Below are 21,581 nucleotides of genomic sequence, written 5' to 3' on the forward strand. Positions count from 1 at the left end.
TCCTAGCCATCCCTTGGATTCTCGCTTCCCCAGCGCCGTGCTGGAATCAGCGTGTCCAAGATCAGGGGTCAAGCGCCAAGCAGTTGTGTGTTCGACATGTGAGTTCCTCTCCGCTGTCGGTGGCTCCTTGCCATGGGTAGTACTTTTCTGGCGAACACTGGGCGCAAGATAGGACATATTCCGGGCGACTTTGTGGGCGCACGGCAGACGACTGAACGGGAGCAAGCGTGGACGTGCAGGTCACACCGCCAGACGTCACAGAGATCGCGCGTTCACTCAAAGCAGTCGTCGCGCAGGGGCTCCCGGTACGCCCAAAGTTCACGGACGAGACTGTCCTCGGGCTACGCGGGGTGGTAGCCCGGAGTATCGCGCCAGATGACCGACTGAGTCGTATCAAGGCCTTCGATGATTTGCTCGCCCGGCTTCTGGTGCACTACCCAGACGATGAACTCGGAGAAGCAGCGCGCATCCTTTTCGGCCTTGCACCGGGAACGCGTGGTACGAACCTCACCCGACGTCGGTCGGCTGCTGCCGATTCGATTGAGCGCGATCCCGAGCACTTCCGTAAGCGCATCGAGCCAGGAATCATTTCGGAAGTCGCATGGCAGCTGCACCGCGACTCCCAGAACTACATCCCGCGCGGTCGTGCCGTGCCCCCACCGCTTGAATCAAGCGGCGACAGTCCGACGATTCGCGTCGGTGACGTCGCGAACGCGGATGCCGCGCAACATCAGGAACTACTGTCCCGGCTATGGGCGCACGTCTACGCGCTACGAGCAGAGATCTTGCGCGTAGAGCGACTCAAGACGTGGCCACATGACCCAACCGAACCCAGCACCAGCGAACGGGTGCTCACCGAAGCGATCGAAGCGCGCGACTACGAAGTCGAGGCAGTCAAGCGCCTAATCCAGCTCTACATCGACGAATACGGGCAGAGAATCCAGCACGGCGATGCCGAATTCGATGCCACCGCGTTGCTCCGCCTCGCAGGCTGGGAGAACGATCCTTCCTGATTCACCCCGCGCGTGTTCAAGGTGTCCGTCTGTGCACGTTGTAGCGCTTTTCGCAACGATCGCGACTGGAAGATTGACGTCCGGGTCGGACCGTTCATACTCAGCGTCACTCCTCGTCGGTCTGCGGCGTAGACGATCCCACCCGGGGATCGCCCGTCGCTTCCGATGAGGAGGCTCACCATGAGTGAGAACACCCCCGCCGAAGTGCCAGCATCGGCACTCGGCCCGATGCGCACCCTCGCCGTGCGCATCACCGACGGTCTGCGGGCACAGCTGGACGTCCTCGCCCAGCTCAACGACCGCACCGTCACCGAAGAGATCCGCCTGGCTCTCGAGTCCTGGGTCGAGTCAAGCAAGACCGACCCGAAAGTCCTCGAACGAGCCGAGACAGTACGAGCCGAGATCGAGCGTGAAGCAAGAACCAAGCAAAGCGCCATCGAGGCCATCTTCGGAACCGTCGCGTCATCACGACCGGCGCGTGGCAAGCAGGCACAAGCCTGAGAGGTCGGGGCGGATTGCACGCGTGGGTTTCGGCCCCGTCGCGTATCCGCAAACAACAACAGCCCGCCAGACATCTTCGTCTGGCGGGCTTCCAACATTCGCATGAGTACGCCTACAGCGGTGGTCCGGTCGATGTCGAGTTGTTCGGCGTTCCGTTCCATATCCAACCGTTGGAATCTCCGTCCGCGAATCCGTATAGCTCAGAGCCTTGCGTCAGCATGGGCTGAGCTGCGTCGAAGGTCGCCCCGGTCGGCAAGGTCGTCGCATTGCTGATCCGCCCCTGGGCATAGACAGTGCCCGAGGAGGTAGGAACGAACGTGCAGGAAACTCTCGTCCATGAGTTCGGCGTCACGGTTGGCGTTGCACACGAAGAGTTCCCAGTACCGGAGTAGAAGACAACCGGCGCCACAACCACTGACAAGGAGGCGCGAACCCAGTTCGACCAGGTGTAGGTTGTGCCTGCAGTGAGCGCATTTGTAGATGTCCATGAGAGCCCGTGCACATATGAGCCGCTCGTTGCGGCGGTCGTAACAGTTGCGCGTTGGTAACTCACCCCCGCTGGCCCGCCCGATGTCGGCCACGAGAACGTGGCAGCGCCGTTTCCGACTTCTGTAGCGAACCGTGAGCTTGAGCTCGACTGAGTCAGTCGGGCGAGGTTCGTGATTGCCGCAACGCCGTTGACATCATGGCCTGCACACCCGCCCGCCGTAGGCGAGCTCGCGCTATTGCTGACGAAGTAGCTGACGCTGTTCTTCGTGGTCGTGAGGCAGAACGTCTTCGGATTCGCGGCGTTGTCGACGCGGTACTGATACGACGTGTCGCCGCTGTTCGCCAGACCTGCCGTCGCCAAGTCTGCAGGATAGGTATCCGCATGCTCGACGGCGTATCCCGCGATCGTTGTGTACGCCTGCTTCGCCGCAGCTTGCGCGGCGGACGCCTTCGCGCGGTCTTGGATGCCGTTGTACGCCACGATCGTGATGGCCGCGAGAATCGCGATCACAACGATGACGATGAGCAGCTCCACGATGGTGAAGCCGCGCCCTCTTGAAGAAGCGGCTGCGGGGGAGTCGTGACGGCTTTCAAAACTGGTGCGGGATGCCCTTCGCGCCATATCTGCCCCTGACTATGAAGCATGAGCTGCTTCCTGACAAGAGGTACGACGTCGTAGAAATCACAACGTCCGTCGCCCTCGATACGCTCACAGCGTGGTGGATACGAAACAGACGAAGACGATCGGTGAGCATCACGTCGCCGCAGAACTTGCCCGTAGGGGATGGGCTCCAGCGCTCACTCGCGACGGTCTGGAGCGCACCGACATTTTGGCGGTGCTTGCGGAAGGTGCCGAGCGTCGGCTCGTCGAGGTGCAGGTCAAGGCTGCGCGTGGTCCACGTATGGAGTCGATCAGCTGGCCGATCGGAACCAAGTCGCAGGCACCGAGCCTTCACGATCGCGAATACTTCGTGATGGTCGCCATCCCGCACGATCTGAACCAGCATCCGCGCAACTTCGTCGTCCCGCGCATCCACGTTGCTGCGGCGGCGTGGATCGCGCACATGGACTGGCTCACTGATCCGGATGCGCCGGCTGGCAAGCGCAATGCACCCGTGGAGCGCTCCCGAGTGTCACTCGGCACGTTTGTAGCGTATGAAGACCGTTGGGATCTGCTTGAGGTCGACCAGAGCTCCGTGCCAGTTCTCTTGCCAGCCTCTTACCGTGACCTCGCGTTGTTGGGCCGAGTTGGGCTGCCGCCCGATCACGAGGTGCACCGTGGAATACCAACGTGGTGAGCGAGTCGGAAGACGCCTGGTACGCGCGTCTTCGAGAGGAATATCGACCCGAGCACGTTCGTCTGCTTCTCATCGGGGAGAGCGCCCCGAGCGACCATGGTGTCTCTTCACGTCGAAACTTCTTCTACGCCGACCATCTCGGCTACGACAATCTCTACCGTGGCGTGGTCGAGGCGATGTATGACCTGCGCGCGCTTCGGACGAAGTCACACGAGAAAAGACCGTGGCTTCGAAGACTGCAAGCCGACGGCGTATTCCTAATCGACCTCGTCCCATTTCCGGTCAACGCCATGCGGAGCCGGAAGGAACGGATGGAAGTGCTGCGGGCCAATGTCCCTGGCTGCGTCGAGCGGGCCGCGTCACTTCAGCCAGTCGGCGTCATCATGTGCAGTCGCGATGTCTATTCCTTTCTCGCTGATCCGCTGCGTGCGGCGAACGTGCCACTGCTTCACGACGTTCCGCTGAGCTTCCCGCTCGGCAACACTCGCGCGCAGTTCGTGCAGGGGTTCCGTGAAGCGCGCTCGCGGCTCAGAGGCTCCGCTGGCTGAGTCGCTAGGCCTTCCCTATCACCGTCATTCCACACTTCGTGCATTGCCAGGCTTTGGAGCGACGTTCGGTTCGTCCCTTGCAAGCCGGACAGCTCGGCGGCAGCTTGAGGAAATCGAAGGTCATCGCGTCCGTCACCGCTCGGAGCTTCTCGTCGGGGACTACGTAGTCGGGGTCCCAGGCGATGAAAGTTCCGTTCTGGTTCGACGTCTGCAGGCGTAGCCCGGCTGCCTTCATGGCTCGTCGAAGCTCGCGGCGGAACTCGGCAAGGTCGACCGGGAGATTCTCGGATGCCGTGTGGAAGCTGCCCTCTTCGCGAATATGGGCGACGTACCACGAGTAGTTGACGTCCATGCCCATGGCGTCACCCTATGAGACCTACGACTCTTTGCGCAGTATCTGAGAGCGGCTACGGTCCGAAACATGCCGACGAACCCAGTTCCGCTCAATCCGCCGCAGCTTGAAATCCTTAGCTGGATCCAGAACGGCTGCCCAGTTGGGACCTATGACGAAGGTTTCCAGCACCGCGTCAGTGCGCGGGCGCTTGAGCGGCGCGGACTTGTCCGCGTGCGGGGCCATGGCGCATCTTGGTCCGCGGCAATCACCGAGAAAGGCACCTACTACTTGGAGCACGGCGACTATGCGCCCGACGCGAGCACGCTCCTTCGGGTGGCGCCGCCCAACACGAAGCCTGTGACAGTCTCGCCCGTCAAGAAGGTGTCGAAGCCGCGCCCGAAGGCACCGCCGCGCATCGGGCCGACCGACGCCATGATGATCGCGCTCGCGGAGGCGAACGATCACCGCATGGCTATTGAGACCGAGCAGTTACAGCGCTACACGCAGCTGGCAAAGACCGCCGAGCGTTTCAAGAAGATCCCCGAGGGTATGCAGGTGGTCGTCACGCACAATTGGCGCGCCCGTACTGCGGAGGTGGCGCTGCTACCGCTCCCCGAGTGGCGGACCCGCATTCTCGATCCAATTGCCATCCCGACTACGCTGCGCGGCGCTTCGGACGCGATCACGACGATCGGTGCGCGCGACGATCTGAACATTCGCTCGAGTGAGAAGAACCGGGCACTGCGCCTGCTGCGGGCTCTGGCGGATGAAGCTCAGTGCCGCGGATATCTCGTCAAGGCCGTCCCGCTGCCGCGGAAAGACCGCTGGGGATTCGCGAGTCGCGACGAGGAGCATGTCGGGTTCCTCAATATCGCGCTCCTTCCCGATGAGTACCGACTCACGATCCACCAGATCAGTGAGCAGGTCGAGCATGTGGCGACCAAGACTGAGCTGGCCCGTGCGGGGCGTGGCTATGCCGTGCCGAAGTGGGATCGCGTTCCCACTCAGCGCTTGGGGATCCGCATCGACACGAGGGGCCGATCCTTCTGGGGATCAGAGTGGGTTGACAAATCTACGCGGCCACTCGACGTGGCGCTGGCGCAGATTCTTCAGGAGCTGGAGCTGCGTCACGAGGCTGCCGAAGCAGATCGCGCAGAGGAAGAACGGCGACGACTCCAGCGGAGGCGCGAGTGGGAGCATGCGCGGGAGCTGGCAATTCAAGCGCTGACCAACGAGGTTCGCGCGGAAGCCGTCTCGTCGCGCATTGCCCGCTGGGAGGAGGCGGCACGAATTCGGGCGTACATCGCGCACGTCGAGACGCACACAGTGCCACTGCTCAGCGAGACGGATCTGGCGGACACCCGCGAGTGGCTTGCGTGGGCAGAAAGCTACGCGGAGAAGCTTGACCCGGCGGGGGAGAAGCTCCGCCTTCCGGACCCGCCTGATCCAACGCCGACCGCACTGCAGCCATTCATGGGGTCTTTGAGTCCGTACGGGCCGGAGCGGTACTGACGATGGCCATCCCCGGCATGCTCTTGGCAAGAATCCCTGATAAAAGTACAATTACTACCAGTAGCTACGGCGGTTCCGAGTCATACTCCCGGTCAGTAGCTCCCACTCGAGGTGACCCAGTTCCCCGGTTGTGTCCGATGGCGCCGCTAGGTTGAGATCACCTGAGCTCATCAACTTATGTGCGCCCGGTGGCGCAAGGAGAATTGCGAACCAATGACGCCCACAACCAAGGAAGCTCAGCGAGCCGAACTGCACAAGACCATCTGGCGCATCGCCAACGACCTGCGCGGCAGCGTCGACGGGTGGGACTTCAAGAGCTACGTACTCGGCATGCTCTTCTACCGATTCATCTCGGAGAACCTCACCGCCTACATCAACAAGGGTGAGCACGAGGCTGGCGAGACTGACTTCGACTACGCGCGCCTCCCCGACGCTGAGGCGGAGTTCGGGCGCAAGGAGACGGTTTCGGAGAAGGGTTTCTACGTCCTCCCTTCGGAGCTCTTCCTGAACGTGCGTCGTCGCGCAGCCAAGGACGAGAACTTGAACGAGACGCTGGAGCGCGTCTTCAAGAACATCGAAGGCTCGGCGGTCGGGACCGACAGTGAGGATGACCTCAAGGGCCTCTTCGACGACCTCGACGTGAACAGCTCGAAGCTCGGCAACACCGTCGCCAAGCGCAACGAGAAGCTCGTGAAGCTGCTCGATGCCATTGGGGACCTGCCGCTCGGCAACTTCGAGGACAACTCGATCGACCTCTTCGGCGACGCATACGAGTACCTCATGCAGATGTACGCCTCGCAGGCTGGCAAGTCTGGCGGTGAGTACTACACCCCGCAGGAAGTATCGGAGGTGCTTGCCCGCATCACGGTCATGGGTAAGAAGCGGGTGAACAAGGTCTACGACCCTGCTGCCGGGTCGGGCTCACTGCTGCTCAAGTTCGCGAAGGTCCTCGGCCGCGAGAACGTCGGCGGCTTCTTCGGCCAGGAGATCAACCTCACCACGTACAACCTCGCGCGCATCAACATGTTCCTCCACGACGTCAACTACGAGAAGTTCGACATCGCGCACGGCGACACCCTGCTCGACCCGCAGCACTGGGATGACGAGCCCTTCGAGGCGATCGTTTCTAATCCGCCCTACTCCATCAAATGGGAGGGCGACGCCAACCCGCTCCTGATCAACGACGAGCGCTTCGCGCCGGCTGGTGTGCTCGCACCGAAGTCCAAGGCCGACCTCGCCTTCACGATGCACATCCTGAGCTGGCTCGCCGTGAACGGCACGGCGGCCATCGTTGAGTTCCCTGGCGTGCTCTACCGCGGGGGAGCGGAGCAGAAGATCCGCAAGTACCTCATCGACAATAACTACGTCGATGCCGTGATCCAGCTGCCTGCAGATCTCTTCTTCGGCACCACGATCGCGACCTGCATCATCGTGCTCAAGAAGTCCAAGACCGATAACTCGGTGCTGTTTATCAACGCGTCGGACGAGTTCAAGCGTGTCGGCAACAAGAACAAGCTGACGCCGGACAACCAGCAGAACATTCTGATGGCGCTCGACGTGCGGGAAGACGAGAAGCACTTCGCGAAGCTCGTCGCGAACGAGGACATCGCGGTCAACAACTACAACATCTCCGTCTCGTCGTACGTCGAGGAGGAAGACACCCGCGAGGTAGTCGACATCACGGCACTCAACGAAGAGATTGCCGAGATCGTCGCGCGACAGGCTGAGCTGCGAATCTCAATTGACGAGATCGTCGCGGACCTGGAGGGTTCGCAGTGAGTCGTGTGGATGACTTGATCGCCGAGCACGCGCCCAACGGCGTGGAGTTCCGCACACTCGGCGACGTCGCGCGATTCGTTCGCGGCAACGGCATGCCCAAGACCGATCTCGTTGATGAAGGCGTCGGCGCCATCCACTACGGCCAGATCTATACCAGGTACGGCGTCTGGGCGACCGAAACGATCTCATTCGTGGCGCCGGAGACGGCCATGAAGCTTGCGAAGGCGCAGCCCGGCGACATCATCATCACCAACACCAGCGAGAACGTCGAGGACGTCGGAAAGGCCGTCGCCTGGCTCGGTTCGGAACCGATCGTTACCGGCGGTCACGCCACGGTGATCCAGCACGACCTCGACCCCAAGTACCTCGCATATTGGTTCCAGTCCGAGTCCTTCTCCTTGCAGAAGCGTGGGCTCGCTACCGGTACGAAAGTGATCGACGTTTCGGCGCGCCAGCTGGCGAAGGTGCGACTTCCCGTCCCGCCTATCGAGGTGCAACGGGAGATCGTGGGAATCTTGGATAAGTTCACCTCGCTGGAAGCGGAGCTGGAAGCGGAGCTGGAAGCGGAGCTGGAAGCGCGGCGACGCCAGTACATCCACTACCGACGCGAACTGCTCGATCTTGGCGCTGAGACGCCCTTCAGTGCGCTTGGAGACTTGGCTAGGAACCTCGATAGCCGCCGGAAGCCAGTAACCAAAGCCGCGCGAACCTCTGGAGAGATCCCCTACTACGGAGCCTCCGGTGTGGTCGACTACGTGAGCGGCTACATCTTCGACGGTGACTATCTGTTGGTTTCCGAGGACGGAGCGAATCTGCTCGCTCGGTCCACCCCAATCGCCTTCTCAATCAACGGCAAGACCTGGGTCAACAACCACGCGCACGTTCTCGAGTTTGATACGTACGTTGAACGCCGCTTTGTCGAGATCTACCTCAACTCGATAGATCTGTCTCCCTTCGTCTCCGGTGCCGCCCAGCCCAAGCTGAACAAAGCGAACCTCAATCGGATCCCGGTGCCAAACCCCCCTATCGGTGAGAAGCAGCGCATCGTGGCGCTTCTCGACAAGTTCGACGCGCTTGTCAACAACCTGAGCGTGGGACTACCCGCCGAGATCGCTGCCCGCCGCAAGCAGTACGCCTTCTATCGCGACCAGCTCTTCACCTTTGAGGAGACTGCGGCATGAGTGAAGCCCTGCCTCGCAAGTACGACCCGATCGCAGTCTCGGCCGAGTCCACGGTCGTCGCGGAGTACGTTCCAGACGCCCACGCGTCGGCCGCATACCAGTCAGAGTCCGCACTTGAGCAGGAACTGATCCGACTCCTGGAGTCCCAGGCATACGAGTACCTGCCGGTTACATCTGAGGCGCAGCTCGTGGCAAACCTGCGCACCCAGCTCGAGTCGTTGAACCACATGACCTTCTCCGACGCAGAGTGGACGGACTTCTTCGACTCCAAGATCGCGGGCAAGAACGACGGCATCGTCGAGAAGACCGTGCGCATGCAGGAGGACCACGTCCAGCTCCTGAAGCGGGACGACGGTTCGACGAAGAACATCGCTCTGCTGGACAAGCAGAACATTCACAACAACCGGCTACAGGTCATCAACCAGTACGAGATCGGTCAGGGCGAGGGTGGCGCGAACTACGCGAACCGCTACGACGTCACGGTCTTGGTCAACGGGCTGCCGATGGTGCACATCGAGCTCAAGCGTCGTGGTGTTGACATCCGTGAGGCGTTCAATCAGATCAACCGCTACCAGCGCGACAGCTTCTGGGCCGGCTCTGGTCTGTTCGAGTACGTGCAGCTGTTCGTGATCAGCAACGGAACGCTGACGAAGTACTACTCGAACACCACCCGTACCCAGCACATCAGTGAGGGCAAGAAGCAGGCCAAGGGCCGGAAGACCTCGAACTCGTTCGAGTTCACGTCATGGTGGGCGGACGCGCAGAACAAGCCGATCACGGACCTGACTTCATTCGCGAAGACGTTCTTCGCCAAGCACACGCTGCTGAACATTCTCACCCGCTACTGCGTGCTCACCGCAGATCGGCTACTGCTGGTGATGCGCCCGTATCAGATCGTTGCGACCGAGCGGTTACTGCAGCGCATCGACATCGCCACGAACTACAAGCAGCTCGGCACCGTTGCCGCGGGAGGCTACGTCTGGCACACGACCGGTTCGGGCAAGACGCTGACGAGCTTCAAGACGGCGCAGCTGGCATCGAAGCTGCCAAGCGTCGACAAGGTGCTGTTCGTCGTGGACCGCAAGGACCTCGATTACCAGACGATGCGCGAGTACGACCGCTTCGAGAAGGGCGCGGCGAACTCCAACACGTCAACGGCGGTTCTGAAGAAGCAGCTCGAGGACTCGAACGCGCGGATCATCATCACCACGATCCAGAAGCTGTCGACGTTCATAAAGGCCAACAAGGGCCATACGGTCACGAACGACCACGTCGTGATCATCTTTGACGAGTGCCACCGTTCGCAGTTCGGTGACATGCACACGGACATCACCCGCGCGTTCAAGCGCTACAACCTTTTCGGCTTCACAGGTACCCCGATCTTCGCGGTCAACGCCGGCACAGGCGGCAACCCGCAGCTCAAGACCACCGAGCAAGCCTTCGGCGAGAAGCTCCACACCTACACGATCGTCGACGCGATCACCGACAAGAACGTGCTGCCGTTCCGCATCGACTACGTCAACACCGTCAAGGTCGGCACCATCGTCGACAAGCAGGTGTCGGCCATCGACACCGAGAAGGCGCTGCTCGCGCCGGAGCGCATCAGTCAGGTCGTGCAGTACACGCTCGAGCATTTCGACCAGAAGACCAAGCGTTCCTCGAGCTACGAGCACTCCGTCGTGACGAACGTCGCCGAGTCGACACGTGCGCGCCGACAGGCCGAAGCCGTCCGCGAGCGCAAGCGGGTGCGCGGATTCAACGCCATCTTCGCGACGGCCTCGATCGATGCGGCGCGTCGCTACTACAACCACTTCCAGATCCAGCAGGAGGCACTGCCTGCCGAACGCCGCCTGAAGATCGGCCTGATCTACTCCTACGGCGCGAACGATGCCAGCGACGACGGGATTCTCGACGACGAGGCCTTCGACACCGATGCGCTGAGTACGGACGCGCGCGGCTTCCTCGAGGATGCGATCCAGGACTACAACGACATCTTCGGCACGAGCTACGACACCAGCGCGGACAAGTTCCAGAACTACTACAAGGACCTCTCGCAGCGACTCAAGAACCGGGAGCTCGATCTCGTCATCGTGGTCACCATGTTCCTCACTGGCTTCGACGCGACGACCCTGAACACGCTCTTCGTCGACAAGAACCTGCGCGCGCACGGCCTGATCCAGGCGTACTCGCGCACCAACCGCATCCTCAACTCGGTCAAGACGTACGGCAACATCGTCGCCTTCCGTGACCTCGAAGAAGAGACCAACGCCGCCCTCGAACTGTTCGGCAACAAGGACGCCCGCGGCGTCGTGCTCCTTAAGCCGTACGGCGACTACTACGGCGAGTACGCAGAGAAGGTCAACGAGCTGCTGACTTCGTTCCCACTCGGGCAGCAGATCATCGGCGAAGCTGCGCAGAAGGAGTTCATCCAGCTGTTCGGACAGGTCCTGCGGCTTGAGAACATCCTCACCTCGTTCGATGACTTCGCCGGGAACGAGATCCTCACGGAGAGGCAAGGGCAGGACTACCGCAGCGTTTACCTCGATCTGTACGCCGAATTCCGCAAGGACAAGGACGCCGATAAGGAACTCATCAACGATGACGTCGTGTTCGAGATCGAGCTGATCAAGCAGGTCGAGATCAACGTCGACTACATCCTGATGCTCGTCCAGAAGTACCGCAGCCAGCACGGCGACGGTGAGGACAAGGAGATCCGCGCCGAGATTTCGCGTGCCGTCGACGCCAGCCCGACCCTGCGCAACAAGAAGGATCTCATCGAAGCCTTCGTCGACTCCGTCTCGGTTGACGGCGCTATCGACGAGGAGTGGCAGGCCTTCATCGCTGCCAAGCGCGAGGCCGAACTAGAAGCGATCATCGAGGACGAGCGACTCCGCGCCGACGCCACTCGCGCATTCATCGAGATCGCGTTCCGCGACGGAGCGCTCCGCACGACTGGAACGGCGATCACCAAGGTGCTTCCGCCTGCTTCCCGGTTCTCTGCCGATGGCGGCCACGGAGAGAAGAAGCAGCGCGTCATCGAGAAGCTCGGAACCTTCTTTGAGCGGTTCTTCGGGCTGAGTGGTGGAGGCGGATCGTGAGCACGACCGCCAGTGCGTGGATGTCAGAGTTGACCACCTACTACACGCCCACAGCATCACAGTTCGACGGTGCCAAGAGCCACAAGGACTCGATCGAGACCCGCCTCGACAACACTCTTGGTGTCTATCGCATGTTTGAGATCGGATCGTTGCGGCACGGCACGGGCGTATGGCACTACAGCGACGCCGACTACCTGGTGTCACTGAAGGGAATCCAACCCTCGTCGCCGTGGACCATGCTGACCAAAGCGAAGGAATCGCTTCAGGCCCGCTTCCCATCGACCTCTATAACCATCCGCCAGCCTGCAGTCGTCTGCAACTTCTCCGACGGTGTCGTCGAGGTAGTACCTGGCTACATTGCCGCCGGCGGCGGGTACATGATCGCGAACCCCTCTGGCGGATGGATGAAGAGCTTCCCCGAGGACCACAACAAGTACGTCAACGAGATCAATTCGAAGCACAGCGGTGGCGCGAAGAAGTTAGCTCGCCACCTGAAGATCTGGAAATACAAGCGAAGCGTGCCAGTCTCCTCGTGCTACCTGGAGATGAAGGCGGCGAAACACCTCAGTGACGAGACTAGCTACAACCCGATCATCGATCTCTACTACGCACTCAAGCACCTGCAGACAGTGCAACTCGCGTCGATGAACGACCCCACCGGCCTCGGGTCGCGCTTCGGCTCATGTTCGTCTGACGCGACGAAGAAGGATGCGCTGTCCAAGCTCGACACGGCCGTTGGCCGTGCGAAGAAGGCCATGGATTATTACGTGGCGAACGACGACGAGAACGCAATCACGCAGTTGAAGCTGCTGTTCAACAGGTAAATCCCATGGCAGAGCACGCCGAATACGAAGCCCCCGCCAGCGCCGAGATGGCGGCCCGTCAGAATAGCGACGATGCACTTCGCCTGCTCCTTGCTCAGCGACGGCTCCACTCGCGGGCCAAGAAATGGCAGAGCTTCCGCTGGATCGGCCTGGTTCTTCTCGGTGTTGCTGCGCCGTTCGTCTCGGTACTCATTCCCGGCTCGGCGGTCGCGGTCGGTGCGGTGACGGGACTCTGGCTTTTTGTCGGCCGAACTGTGCTCGCTTGGTTTGAAACGCGCAGCATGACACGGGCGGCCGCGATTCAGGAGTTGCTCGACCTCTACATCTTTAAGATGCCGGCGACCATCGAACGCACTTCAGTACCAAGCCTCGAGGACATCGCCGTCCTGGCGGCGGCGCCAGGCGGCCTACGAGCTACGGCCAATAAGGAGAAGCTCCTAGACTGGTACCCGATCGCCGCAGATCACCCCGGTAGCGAAACTGTCGCGATAGCTCAGCGAGCGAACGCCTCTTACACCGGGCGACTGATCCGTACGGCGGTCTGGGTTTGGGCGGGACTAACGCTAGCCTGGCTCGTCTTCCTCACCATCTGGAGCTCCGTCAGCGCGCTCAGCTTCGGTGCCATCCTCCTGGGAGTCATCTTCCCGGTTCTGCCTGCTGCCCTCGACGTCGTCGAGTACCTGCTCAGCACATGGCGGGCAGCCCAGGACAGGGAAGATCTTGCCAACACAATCCAGTCGCGCATCGAAGGCGACGCCCCGATTCTTGGGCAAGAGCTCGTCGCCTGGCAGGTGCAGATGTATGACCTCCGACGGACCACACCGCAGGCTCCTGATTGGCTCTACAACCTGACTCGCAGTAGGAACGAAGCCGCGATGCACGCGGCTGCGGACGAACTCCGGAGAAAGAAGCAGTGACCGTCACGACCGCGCAGGCCTTCAGCAAGTTTCTTGAGGACATCACCGCCACCGATCACCAGAAGTCGACTTTCATCCCCAACCGGAAGGCATCCGTCGACACAGACCTGACGAAGGCTTTCCCGTCTACCTCTGACATGCCCTACTGGAAGGGCATCCTCATGGGATCTGCGTCGAAGGGCACCATCATCCGCCCGCTGGACGACATCGATTTACTTGCTGTTTTCTCAAACGAGAATGGCGCGTGGAGCAAGTACGCCTACGACTCGAAGAGCTTCATCTATCGAGTCAGGAACGCGTACGACGGCTTCAAGACGCAGCAGGTCGGCACCCGCGGTCAAGCAGTCCGCGTGTTCTATCAGTCCGGAGGCCACGTCGATGTCGCACCCGTGTTCCACCAGGGCAACGACATCTATCACCTCCCAAATGGCACCGGTGGTTGGCTACTCACCGCGCCGACCGTCGCGAACTCCTGGTACTTCGAGAAGAATAGGGCGCTTGGTTATCACCTCAGCCCCGTTGTGCGCCTCCTAAAGGCTTGGAATCGGGCTCATTCCAAGCACTTCCGTTCCTTCCATCTAGAAACTGTCGCGGCCACGACATTCGGCTCGCTCGGTAGCAACTACCGAGAAGCCCTGCAGAAGTTTTTTGAGTGGGCGCCGAGCTATCTCAGCGTGAGCGATCCTGGCGGCCAGGGCGGCGACCTGAGCACCTACCTCACGTCGAGCGGACGGCAGGAACTGCTCAACGCGCTGAGCGCTGCTGCTGACCGCGCGAAGCGAGCCAACGAGGCGGAAGGCCGGGGCGATCACGCGGAAGCGAAGCGGCTCTGGCGAATCGTCCTTGGCAGCGCGTTCCCCGTTTCTTAGTACGTGGCCCTCGAGATCACCGCCGCGCGACTATGCCCTCGAAGCCGACGGTTTGTTGTCGTTACGGGCGTCGATGACCACGATTGATTCCTCGCCGGCAAGCTTCAGCTCGCCGAGGATGCGATCCACCTTCGCCTGTTGTTCGGCGGTGTAGCAGACGATGACCTTGACGGACTTGCGCACCCCGTTGGCCTTCTCGTAAATCGCAACCTGATTCTCGAGATTGCGCTTGAGCTGGCTGTTGCTCGCGAGTTTGAACTCGATCAGAGACTTGTCGAACGCGCCCTTGCTGACCTTGAAGTCGACGGGGCCACGACCGTTGTTCACCTCTCGATTCACATCGAACTCGGTCCGGTACCAGATCAGGCCGAAGAAGATCTGGACATCCGTTTCCCGCGAGAACGGGCGGTCGCGTCGGTTAATCACCAGGTAGCCGTCGTTGTTCTCGATGTAGTCCTTGAATGCCTTCGCGCGGACGAGCGACTCCTCATAGCTGCCGAGAGGCAGTTCGTAGAGGTTGCTGCCCTGCTCGATCGCGGGGATCGCCTCACGGACTTGCTCCACAAGCGCGTCGTAGACCTCGCGCCGACGGTCGGCGCTAAGGGCCTCGGCGTGATCGCCGTTCTCTTCCTGGCGGCGGATGTAGTAGTCGACCAGCTCCGGGAACTTCCAGATCGTGTCCTGCGCCGCCTGCGCGTACTCCTTGGGCGACGGACGCTCGCTCAGCCGTGAGCGGAAGTAGCTGTCGATCTGACCGCGCATCTGATCATCGTCGATCGCATCGGGGAGATGAGGGAAGCTGTGGATCATGTCGCCGTGGTTGATCCAGGTGTCGTCGCTCGTGAGGATGTCAAACGGCGTCAACAGAACGAAGTCACTGCCGAGCTTCGGCAAGTAGTAGCGCTTTGTCTTCCACGCCTTGGTGGCGTAGTCGAACTCAGCTCGGGTCACGGCGAATGTCGCACAGTCCTCGGGCTCGAGGTGCTGTTGCGCGAACGTCTGTGTGTACTGGAGGAGATAGTCCTTGATGAGGTTGGTCGTGAAGTCGCTGATGTTGTCACGGCCCACCCCCTTGCCAATGAGCGCCAGCTTCTCTAGGTGTGGACTCTGTGTGATCAACTCGTCGCCGAAGTTGCTGAAGATTGATCCAAGGGCGCGGTGAAGTTCGCGCGCGAACTTCGGGCCAAGGCCACTCCCGCCGTTGCCAAGGACCGTGAACCCGAGCCAGTTCTGCTTGACCTCCTTGAAGGAGTACAGGTTCTTTATAACCGCGTCATCCAGGTTGGGGTCGGCCTCGTCCCGGAGGAACTTGAGGTACTTGATGATGCTCTCGTGGAGTTCCTGGTACTCGGGCTTGTCGCTGTGGAACAGCAGGAAGGGGTCGATGAAGACAGGCAGGTCCGAGACGACACTCACGTTGAAAGCGCCATACTCTTCGAGCACATCGGGCGCGACATTGAACTGGTCTGAGAAGTAGAGTTCTATGCTCTGATTTTACGCGACGAGGTCATTCCGACAAAGCATGAACGCATTACTTGTCGTTCGTCTCCAGTGCATCGAATCCCGTCGGCGGGCGAAGCATCACGCCCGCATCGAGGATCGCAACGCGCATCGTCTCCTGATTCACCTTCACTCGCTCCGCGACCTGCGAAAGCGACAACCCTGATTCATACAGCCGTGCCGCCTCGCTCACCTGCTCCGCCGTCAGCGGCTGCCGTCGCACGACCACACTGTTCGCCCGCAGGATGCCGAGGATGGTGGACTTGGCGACACCGTACGCCTGCGCGAGGGCCGTCGACGTCTCGCCCGCTTCGTATCGCTCGATCACGGCAGCTCGCGCCTCATCGGTCAGGCGCGTCCACTTCCGGCGCGTAGCGGTGGTCTCGCCCGGGGTTAGAACATCCGCGGAATCTCGCAGGATTCGGCGCATCGCGGCGGTCGTGACCCCTGTTTCCGAATTTGTGGAACAGAGGTAAACAAGGCCGACCAAAATGATTATGGTTATCAGTAGCGATAACAGAGGTAGAAGACGTCGATTTCGGCGTCTTTTCCGTGTCCCGGTACATGCTTCGTCTTTGCTGCGCATTTTCATCACCTCTGTAAAGAGGTTCGAGTCCTACAAGGTCCTTGGCCCCGGTGCACAATTCTCGGTACATATCGACCCCCGTCGGATGTACCGAGAGGCTCACGATTACGTCCGACCACGTGATGCTTATGAATGCATTTTGTGGGGGAGTGGCGCATACTCAGCGCATAACTCAATGGGGAGACTCGCGTGCTGTGCCACGACTTACCGACTCTGTCTATCTTGCCCATCGCCATCGACTCATGACGGCATGGGAGTTTCGTTCGGATCTCTTCGGATACTTGGCGTATTTCGAGCAACGCGATCTGCACCACTTCTTCGCGCCGAGTAAAGAGTTCTACGACGATGATGCCCTCACCTATCGACGCGAGGTGACAAAGCTCTCCCCGAGCTTGCCAAGTCAGGCCGGGCGGGCGTATGCGCACTTCGAGCGAATCTTGGCAGAGAGGATGGAGCGCCGCATCAGCCCACGCGCCCAGGCAGTCCGGACAAAGGGCTTGCCTCGCCCGCCGCGAGAGACGACGGTCAGAGGGATCGCGCGGCCGGACCTCGACATACGGCGACTGGCGCGATTACTGGTGGATGTATCGGTGGCAGATTCAGATAGCCCTGGCCGCACCAGACCTCGTTGACGTCGGAGAACTGTGGAGCTACATACCGCTCATGCTTGTACCTATGTACTACATCGCTACGTCATGATACTATGGAGATACTAAGAAACGGAGGAGCCCTATGGACCAGCAAAGAACAGTCAAGATCGAGATCAGCGGGAAGTTGTCGTATGCCGATGACATCACTCTTAGCCAGGCAGCACAGATCATCGCGTTCATCGACTCCTCCAGCTCCACGGAGATCCTGGCCCCCGGTGCGAGCACGCAGCTTGCACCGGTGACGCTTACGTCGACGACGGCTCGCTCCGCTTCGGCGAACCCGCGCGACGCAATCGACACGACAGGCGCGAAGACAAACCCGGAGAAGATCGTGGCACTCGCGAGTACGGTCCTCGATGGCGAGAAGGACACCTTCACGCTCGACGAGATCAAACCCCTCTTCCGACGCGCACGAGAGGCAACGCCAAAGAACCTTAGTCGGGACCTCGACAACGCTGTTCGTTCAGGGTGGGTTGCTGACGCAGACCAGAAGGGCGAGTTCTATCTCACCTCAACGGGTCACGATGTCCTCGACAACGGTTTCGACAGCATTCGTAGCGAGAAGTCAACGCGCACCGCAAGCTCGCGCCGGCCTCGAACGAACGGCAGCTCTCGACCGCGCAAGACAACGGTTGAGGTACCCGCTCTCTTCAAGGAAGTCGACCCCATTCCGACATCGATTGACGGACTCCCCGACTACAACAAGCTCACGACGAACAGGGACCGCTTCCTGTGGGTTCTCCGCCTCGCTAAGGAGATTGGCGCAGACGGACTGGAGAACAGTGAGATCGTCTGGGTAAGCGACCACCTCGGCGCTGGGCTCCCCGGCAAGCAGATGACAAACCTGTTCGAACGAGCGCGACAGAAGGGGCACGTCAATCGCTCAACGCAGACTGGCAAGATCCGCCTAAGCCCAGACGGAGAGGCTGCGCTGAAGGCGTTGAGTGCTGAGTCGTAAGCATGGATCAAGCACACATTGCGACTGAGCTGTCAAAGTCTGTCGACGGGACGCTTGCGACGCAGCTCATAGAAGAGGCTGTCGGCGTCGAGGAGGCCTTTCGTCTCCGGCGATGGAAGAACACCGAACTCGACGGTGGCCGGTTTGCAGAGGTGGCATCACGGCTGATCTATTCGATCGACTCCGGCAATGTGAACCTGACGAAATCAGTAGATGATTGCCTGCGCTACGTCGACAACGAACAGGTCTCGCACAGTTTTCCTGAGCGACAGGCCGCGATTCACCTCGCCAAGGTGCTGCGGTCGATCTACAAGCTACGCAGCCAGCGTGGCGCTGTTCACGTATCTCCCACCTACACAGCGAACGAGATTGACTCGCGGCTCATTGTCGAATCCGTTCGATGGATCTTGGCCGAGATTCTGCGACTCTTCGTGACGTCAGACCGAGAGGAACTTGCGACCACGATTCGATCACTCGCACGCTTCCCGCAACCGCTCATCCGCATCTACGGCGAAAAGGCGCTTCTACAGTCGACAAGCTTCACGGCCGAAGAGGAAGTCCTCGCGCACCTCATGTTCGCCGACGATGGACTGTCGCAACCAGAACTCGTATCCCTGATCCCGAAAGACGGATCGGGCACGCGGCGCGCAATCGCGAAGTTGGCGTCCTCGAAGTACCGGGAAATTGTCTTGAGAGGTGGCGTCTACCTCATCACAGACCTGGGCATAGCCCGCATCGAGTCGAAGGTAGCAAACCTCACGTAGCGATCCGTCCTCATTGCCAGTCCGACCGCGCTCACTCCAGCCCCGGAGAGCGAGCTCGTGTTGGTTCGCGCAAAGCAACGCCGACCCTCAGGATTGCCGTGCGCATCGTCTCCTGATTTACCTCGAGCCGCTCAGCAACTTTCGATAGCGACAATCCGGACTTATACAACTTCGCTGCCTCGCTCACCTGTTCCGCTGTCAGCGGCTGCCGTCGCACGACCACGCTGTTCGCCCGCAGGATGCCGAGGATCGTGCACTTCGCGACACCATACGCTTCCGCGAGGGCCGTCGACGTCTCGCCCGCCTCATACCGTGCAACGACCTCGGCTCGTGCCTCGTCGCCAAGCTTCGTCCACTTCCGACGCGCCGCAGGTGGCTCGCGAAAGGTTCGAACATCCGCGGAATCACGCCGAATCCGGCGCAGCGCAGCCGCATCCACCCCCGTTAGCGAATTTGTGGAACAGAGGTAAACAAGGTCGACGCAAAAGCCCAGGTGAGAGTAGGTTTCTCGCCTGGGCTTCATCATGTCCGGGGGTCGTTTTCCGTGGTCCCCCTCTGGTCCCCCCGTCGCTCTCGCCGGCGGTCACCTGTGGCCGACCGGGGCGCCTTGAACCCGCTTCCTGTGGATAAGGGGACCAAAAGGGGACCAGAACGCTTCCGGGAGCACTCCCGCGGGCATCGGAGCGCATCACAGGCCCTTGGGTGCCGGGCTGCTGCGCCGGGCGTGCTTGCGTTGTCCGGCGGCGGAGAGGAACGCGTTGGCCTGCTCGGCGGCAGAGGCGAGGTGACGGTCGTCGGGGTGCAGATAGCCGCGGGTGGTCTCCATCGAGGCGTGCCCGAGGATGTCTTGGAGGACGTGCAGCGGGATACCGGCGTCGGCCATCCAGGTCGCCCCGGTGTGGCGCAGGCCGTGCCGGGTGAGGTCGGGCAGTCCGAGCTTTGCGACGACGCCGTCCCAGTTGGTGGCGTCGCGGACGGTCGCGGTGGTGAGGTAGCCGCCCTTCGGGCCGACCAGCAACGAGTCCTCGGGCTGCTTGCCGTTGGTGAGGCGTTCCAGCACGGGCCGCAGCGGTTCCAGGATCGGCACGCGGCGTTCTTTGCGGCTCTTTGTCGGCTTGGTGACCAGACCGCCTTTGCCGGGGAAAACCTGTCGGCGGATCACGACGAGGTTCTTGCCGAAGTCCACGTCTCCGACCTGCAACCCGGACACCTCCGACGACCGTGCGGCGAGTAGCGCGGCGAGCATCACGAAGTCGCTGTAGGACTGATGCACCTTCCCGCACGCCTTGGCGAGCCGGTTGAGGGTCTTCATGTCCGGGATTGCGTGCGCCCGCGGAGAGGACTGCTCGGCGGACTGGCTGCGGAAGGCGTTGCGGTTCAGGCTCCGCTTGGCACGGTTCTTCGCGGGGTTGATCTGGATCAGCCCGTCCCGCACGGCCTCATCGAGCACCCTCACGAGCGGGGCGATGGTGTTCTTGATGGTCGACGCGCCGTGGCGCTGCTCCCACTCGTCGATGGTGCGGTCGATGATGCCCGCGGTGATCTGGGTGACAGGCAGGTGCCCGAGCGCGGGCAACACCCGCAGTTTCAGCCCATACCCATAGGTCTCGCCCGTGGAGGTCGGGTCCAGGCCCCGTGCCCACCGGTCGCCGATGGAGGTGACGAACTCCAGCAGCGTCATGGACACGTCCATGCCCTTGGTCGATGAGTTGCGGAGCTGGTCGAAGAAGGCGTGTGCGGCCGCCTCGTCCCGCACGATCTCCGATCGGATGACCCGGCGCTTCGTGGTCGGGTCGGTCCACCGGGCGCGGGCGCGGATGCCGTAGGAGCGGCGCTCCATGTCCGTGGAGACCTTCACGCCGATCGGCGGGACCGGCTTGGGCTCGGCGGTCGGCTGCGGTTCAGCCCTCCGAGGCATAGTCGTGTTCCAGTTCAGCCAGCCAGCGGTCCACGGCATCGAGCCGGTAGCGGGCGATACCGCCGAGCCGCAGGAACGGCGGCCCGGTGCCGGCGGAGCGCCACCGCGACAGGGTGGACTCCGAGACCTTCAAGTACGCGGCGACCTCCCGGCTGTCCAGCAGGGGCGAGACGACCAGTGCCTCGGTCTTGTCGCTCACGACACTTCTCCGGTGCCCGGGTCGAGGTCGCGGTAGAAGGCTTCCTCGGCCTCGCGGCGGGCCTGGACGTCGGCCATGACGAACTCCACGAACTCGGCGTCGCGGTCGGTGATCGGGATGTCCTCAATGGGGTCGCGGGGTTCTTCGCCGGGCCAGACGGTCTGCCTGGTGGGGCGGTCGTGGTCGAGCCGGGTGCCGCAGGCGGCGACCCATTCGCGGAGCCGCTGGCGGGCGTCGGCGAAGTCGCGGTGCCAGCCGAGCGGTGCGCTGCCGTTCTGGTCGGGGTCGTAGGCGCAGAGCCAGTGCAGGTGCAGCGCGCTCAGCTCCCACAGCAGCTCGGGGTGCATGTGCCAGGCGGGCGGGATCACGGAGGCGGGGAGCCCGTAGGTGTGGCGCAGCCAGTCCACCCAGCGGTTGAGCTCCAACCACTCGGCCTCGGCGTCCTCGGCGCTCAGCAGGTTCCAGTTGATCGGGTGCGGGGGCTCGGCGATCAGCGGCTCGTCGTAACCGTCGTCGTCCATCTCGTCCATATCCGAGCCGGGAACGTCGTTCGTCGTGGCGTCGCCGTGAGGTTCGTCGGACATGCTGTGCTCCTGTCTGCTCTCCGGCCCCGGTGGCACCGGGCCGTTGTGGCGGGCAGGTG

At 61.6% G+C, this 21,581-nt stretch carries 21 protein-coding genes; 13 read left to right on the top strand and 8 right to left on the bottom strand.

The window, feature by feature from the left end; translation table 11 throughout:
* The first annotated feature begins 227 nt into the window (after nt 1–227).
* Together LL236_RS09250 and LL236_RS09255 are read left to right on the top strand one after the other, a co-directional pair.
* Nucleotides 228–1,013, top strand: a complete 786-nt coding sequence (locus LL236_RS09250) for a hypothetical protein (RefSeq protein ID WP_228178465.1) — start codon at nt 228–230, stop codon at nt 1,011–1,013.
* A gap of 180 nt (nt 1,014–1,193) precedes the next feature.
* On the top strand, nt 1,194–1,514 hold the full coding sequence (locus LL236_RS09255; RefSeq protein ID WP_228178466.1) for a hypothetical protein: 321 nt from the start codon (nt 1,194–1,196) through the stop codon (nt 1,512–1,514).
* A gap of 112 nt (nt 1,515–1,626) precedes the next feature.
* Here the strand turns inward: LL236_RS09255 and LL236_RS09260 are convergent, their stop codons facing one another.
* A complete protein-coding gene (locus LL236_RS09260) occupies nt 1,627–2,625 on the bottom strand; it encodes a prepilin-type N-terminal cleavage/methylation domain-containing protein (RefSeq protein WP_228178467.1) in 999 nt (332 codons plus the stop codon).
* Between the two features lie 94 nt (nt 2,626–2,719).
* Here LL236_RS09260 and LL236_RS09265 point away from each other — a divergent pair, with 94 nt between their 5' ends.
* A complete protein-coding gene (locus LL236_RS09265; RefSeq protein ID WP_228178468.1) occupies nt 2,720–3,301 on the top strand; it encodes a hypothetical protein in 582 nt (193 codons plus the stop codon).
* Nucleotides 3,298–3,849 (top strand): hypothetical protein, encoded by a 552-nt coding sequence (locus LL236_RS09270; RefSeq protein ID WP_228178469.1) that lies wholly within the window; start codon nt 3,298–3,300, stop codon nt 3,847–3,849. Before LL236_RS09265 ends, LL236_RS09270 begins: the two co-directional genes overlap by 4 nt.
* 4 nt (nt 3,850–3,853) lie before the next feature.
* Here LL236_RS09270 and LL236_RS09275 read toward each other — a convergent pair whose 3' ends face one another.
* A complete protein-coding gene (locus LL236_RS09275) occupies nt 3,854–4,207 on the bottom strand; it encodes a hypothetical protein (RefSeq protein WP_228178470.1) in 354 nt (117 codons plus the stop codon).
* 63 nt (nt 4,208–4,270) lie between these two features.
* Between LL236_RS09275 and LL236_RS09280 the strand changes: the two genes are divergently transcribed.
* The 7 genes from LL236_RS09280 to LL236_RS09310 all read left to right on the top strand — a co-directional run bounded on the left by LL236_RS09280 (nt 4,271) and on the right by LL236_RS09310 (nt 14,363).
* A complete protein-coding gene (locus tag LL236_RS09280) occupies nt 4,271–5,695 on the top strand; it encodes a hypothetical protein (protein ID WP_228178471.1) in 1,425 nt (474 codons plus the stop codon).
* Between the two features lie 213 nt (nt 5,696–5,908).
* Complete coding sequence (locus LL236_RS09285) at nt 5,909–7,474, top strand: type I restriction-modification system subunit M (protein WP_228178472.1); 1,566 nt, start codon at nt 5,909–5,911, stop codon at nt 7,472–7,474.
* A 5-nt stretch (nt 7,475–7,479) separates the two neighbouring features.
* Nucleotides 7,480–8,655 (top strand): restriction endonuclease subunit S, encoded by a 1,176-nt coding sequence (locus LL236_RS09290; protein WP_228178473.1) that lies wholly within the window; start codon nt 7,480–7,482, stop codon nt 8,653–8,655.
* Nucleotides 8,652–11,753 (top strand): type I restriction endonuclease subunit R, encoded by a 3,102-nt coding sequence (locus LL236_RS09295; RefSeq protein ID WP_228178474.1) that lies wholly within the window; start codon nt 8,652–8,654, stop codon nt 11,751–11,753. Before LL236_RS09290 ends, LL236_RS09295 begins: the two co-directional genes overlap by 4 nt.
* A complete protein-coding gene (locus LL236_RS09300) occupies nt 11,750–12,577 on the top strand; it encodes an SMODS domain-containing nucleotidyltransferase (RefSeq protein WP_228178475.1) in 828 nt (275 codons plus the stop codon). The genes LL236_RS09295 and LL236_RS09300 overlap by 4 nt, the downstream gene beginning before the upstream one ends.
* Nucleotides 12,578–12,582: 5 nt before the next feature.
* A complete protein-coding gene (locus tag LL236_RS09305) occupies nt 12,583–13,494 on the top strand; it encodes an S-4TM family putative pore-forming effector (RefSeq protein WP_228178476.1) in 912 nt (303 codons plus the stop codon).
* Entirely contained in the window at nt 13,491–14,363 is an 873-nt protein-coding gene (locus LL236_RS09310) for an SMODS domain-containing nucleotidyltransferase (protein WP_228178477.1), read from the top strand. Before LL236_RS09305 ends, LL236_RS09310 begins: the two co-directional genes overlap by 4 nt.
* Nucleotides 14,364–14,393: 30 nt before the next feature.
* On the opposite strand, the gene LL236_RS09315 is transcribed toward LL236_RS09310, so the two are convergent.
* Nucleotides 14,394–15,779, bottom strand: a complete 1,386-nt coding sequence (locus LL236_RS09315; protein ID WP_228178478.1) for a hypothetical protein — start codon at nt 15,777–15,779, stop codon at nt 14,394–14,396.
* Between the two features lie 115 nt (nt 15,780–15,894).
* Complete coding sequence (locus LL236_RS09320; RefSeq protein WP_308017252.1) at nt 15,895–16,455, bottom strand: hypothetical protein; 561 nt, start codon at nt 16,453–16,455, stop codon at nt 15,895–15,897.
* A 726-nt stretch (nt 16,456–17,181) separates the two neighbouring features.
* Between LL236_RS09320 and LL236_RS09325 the strand changes: the two genes are divergently transcribed.
* Both LL236_RS09325 and LL236_RS09330 read left to right on the top strand, forming a co-directional pair.
* Nucleotides 17,182–18,057 (top strand): hypothetical protein, encoded by an 876-nt coding sequence (locus LL236_RS09325; protein ID WP_228178480.1) that lies wholly within the window; start codon nt 17,182–17,184, stop codon nt 18,055–18,057.
* A 2-nt stretch (nt 18,058–18,059) separates the two neighbouring features.
* Nucleotides 18,060–18,821 carry a hypothetical protein gene (locus LL236_RS09330; protein ID WP_228178481.1) on the top strand — a complete coding sequence of 254 codons (762 nt, stop codon included), beginning with the start codon at nt 18,060–18,062 and terminating at the stop codon, nt 18,819–18,821.
* A 31-nt stretch (nt 18,822–18,852) separates the two neighbouring features.
* On the opposite strand, the gene LL236_RS09335 is transcribed toward LL236_RS09330, so the two are convergent.
* From LL236_RS09335 to LL236_RS09350, 4 genes are all read right to left on the bottom strand, one after another.
* Nucleotides 18,853–19,347 (bottom strand): hypothetical protein, encoded by a 495-nt coding sequence (locus LL236_RS09335; RefSeq protein WP_228178482.1) that lies wholly within the window; start codon nt 19,345–19,347, stop codon nt 18,853–18,855.
* A 162-nt stretch (nt 19,348–19,509) separates the two neighbouring features.
* A complete protein-coding gene (locus tag LL236_RS09340) occupies nt 19,510–20,661 on the bottom strand; it encodes a tyrosine-type recombinase/integrase (protein WP_228178483.1) in 1,152 nt (383 codons plus the stop codon).
* A 61-nt stretch (nt 20,662–20,722) separates the two neighbouring features.
* Entirely contained in the window at nt 20,723–20,938 is a 216-nt protein-coding gene (locus tag LL236_RS09345) for a helix-turn-helix transcriptional regulator (RefSeq protein WP_228178484.1), read from the bottom strand.
* On the bottom strand, nt 20,935–21,522 hold the full coding sequence (locus LL236_RS09350; protein ID WP_228178485.1) for a hypothetical protein: 588 nt from the start codon (nt 21,520–21,522) through the stop codon (nt 20,935–20,937). The genes LL236_RS09345 and LL236_RS09350 overlap by 4 nt, the downstream gene beginning before the upstream one ends.
* Nucleotides 21,523–21,581 lie beyond the last annotated feature (59 nt).

Origin of the sequence: Microbacterium schleiferi, assembly GCF_020781975.1 — a bacterium.
GTDB lineage: Bacteria > Actinomycetota > Actinomycetes > Actinomycetales > Microbacteriaceae > Microbacterium.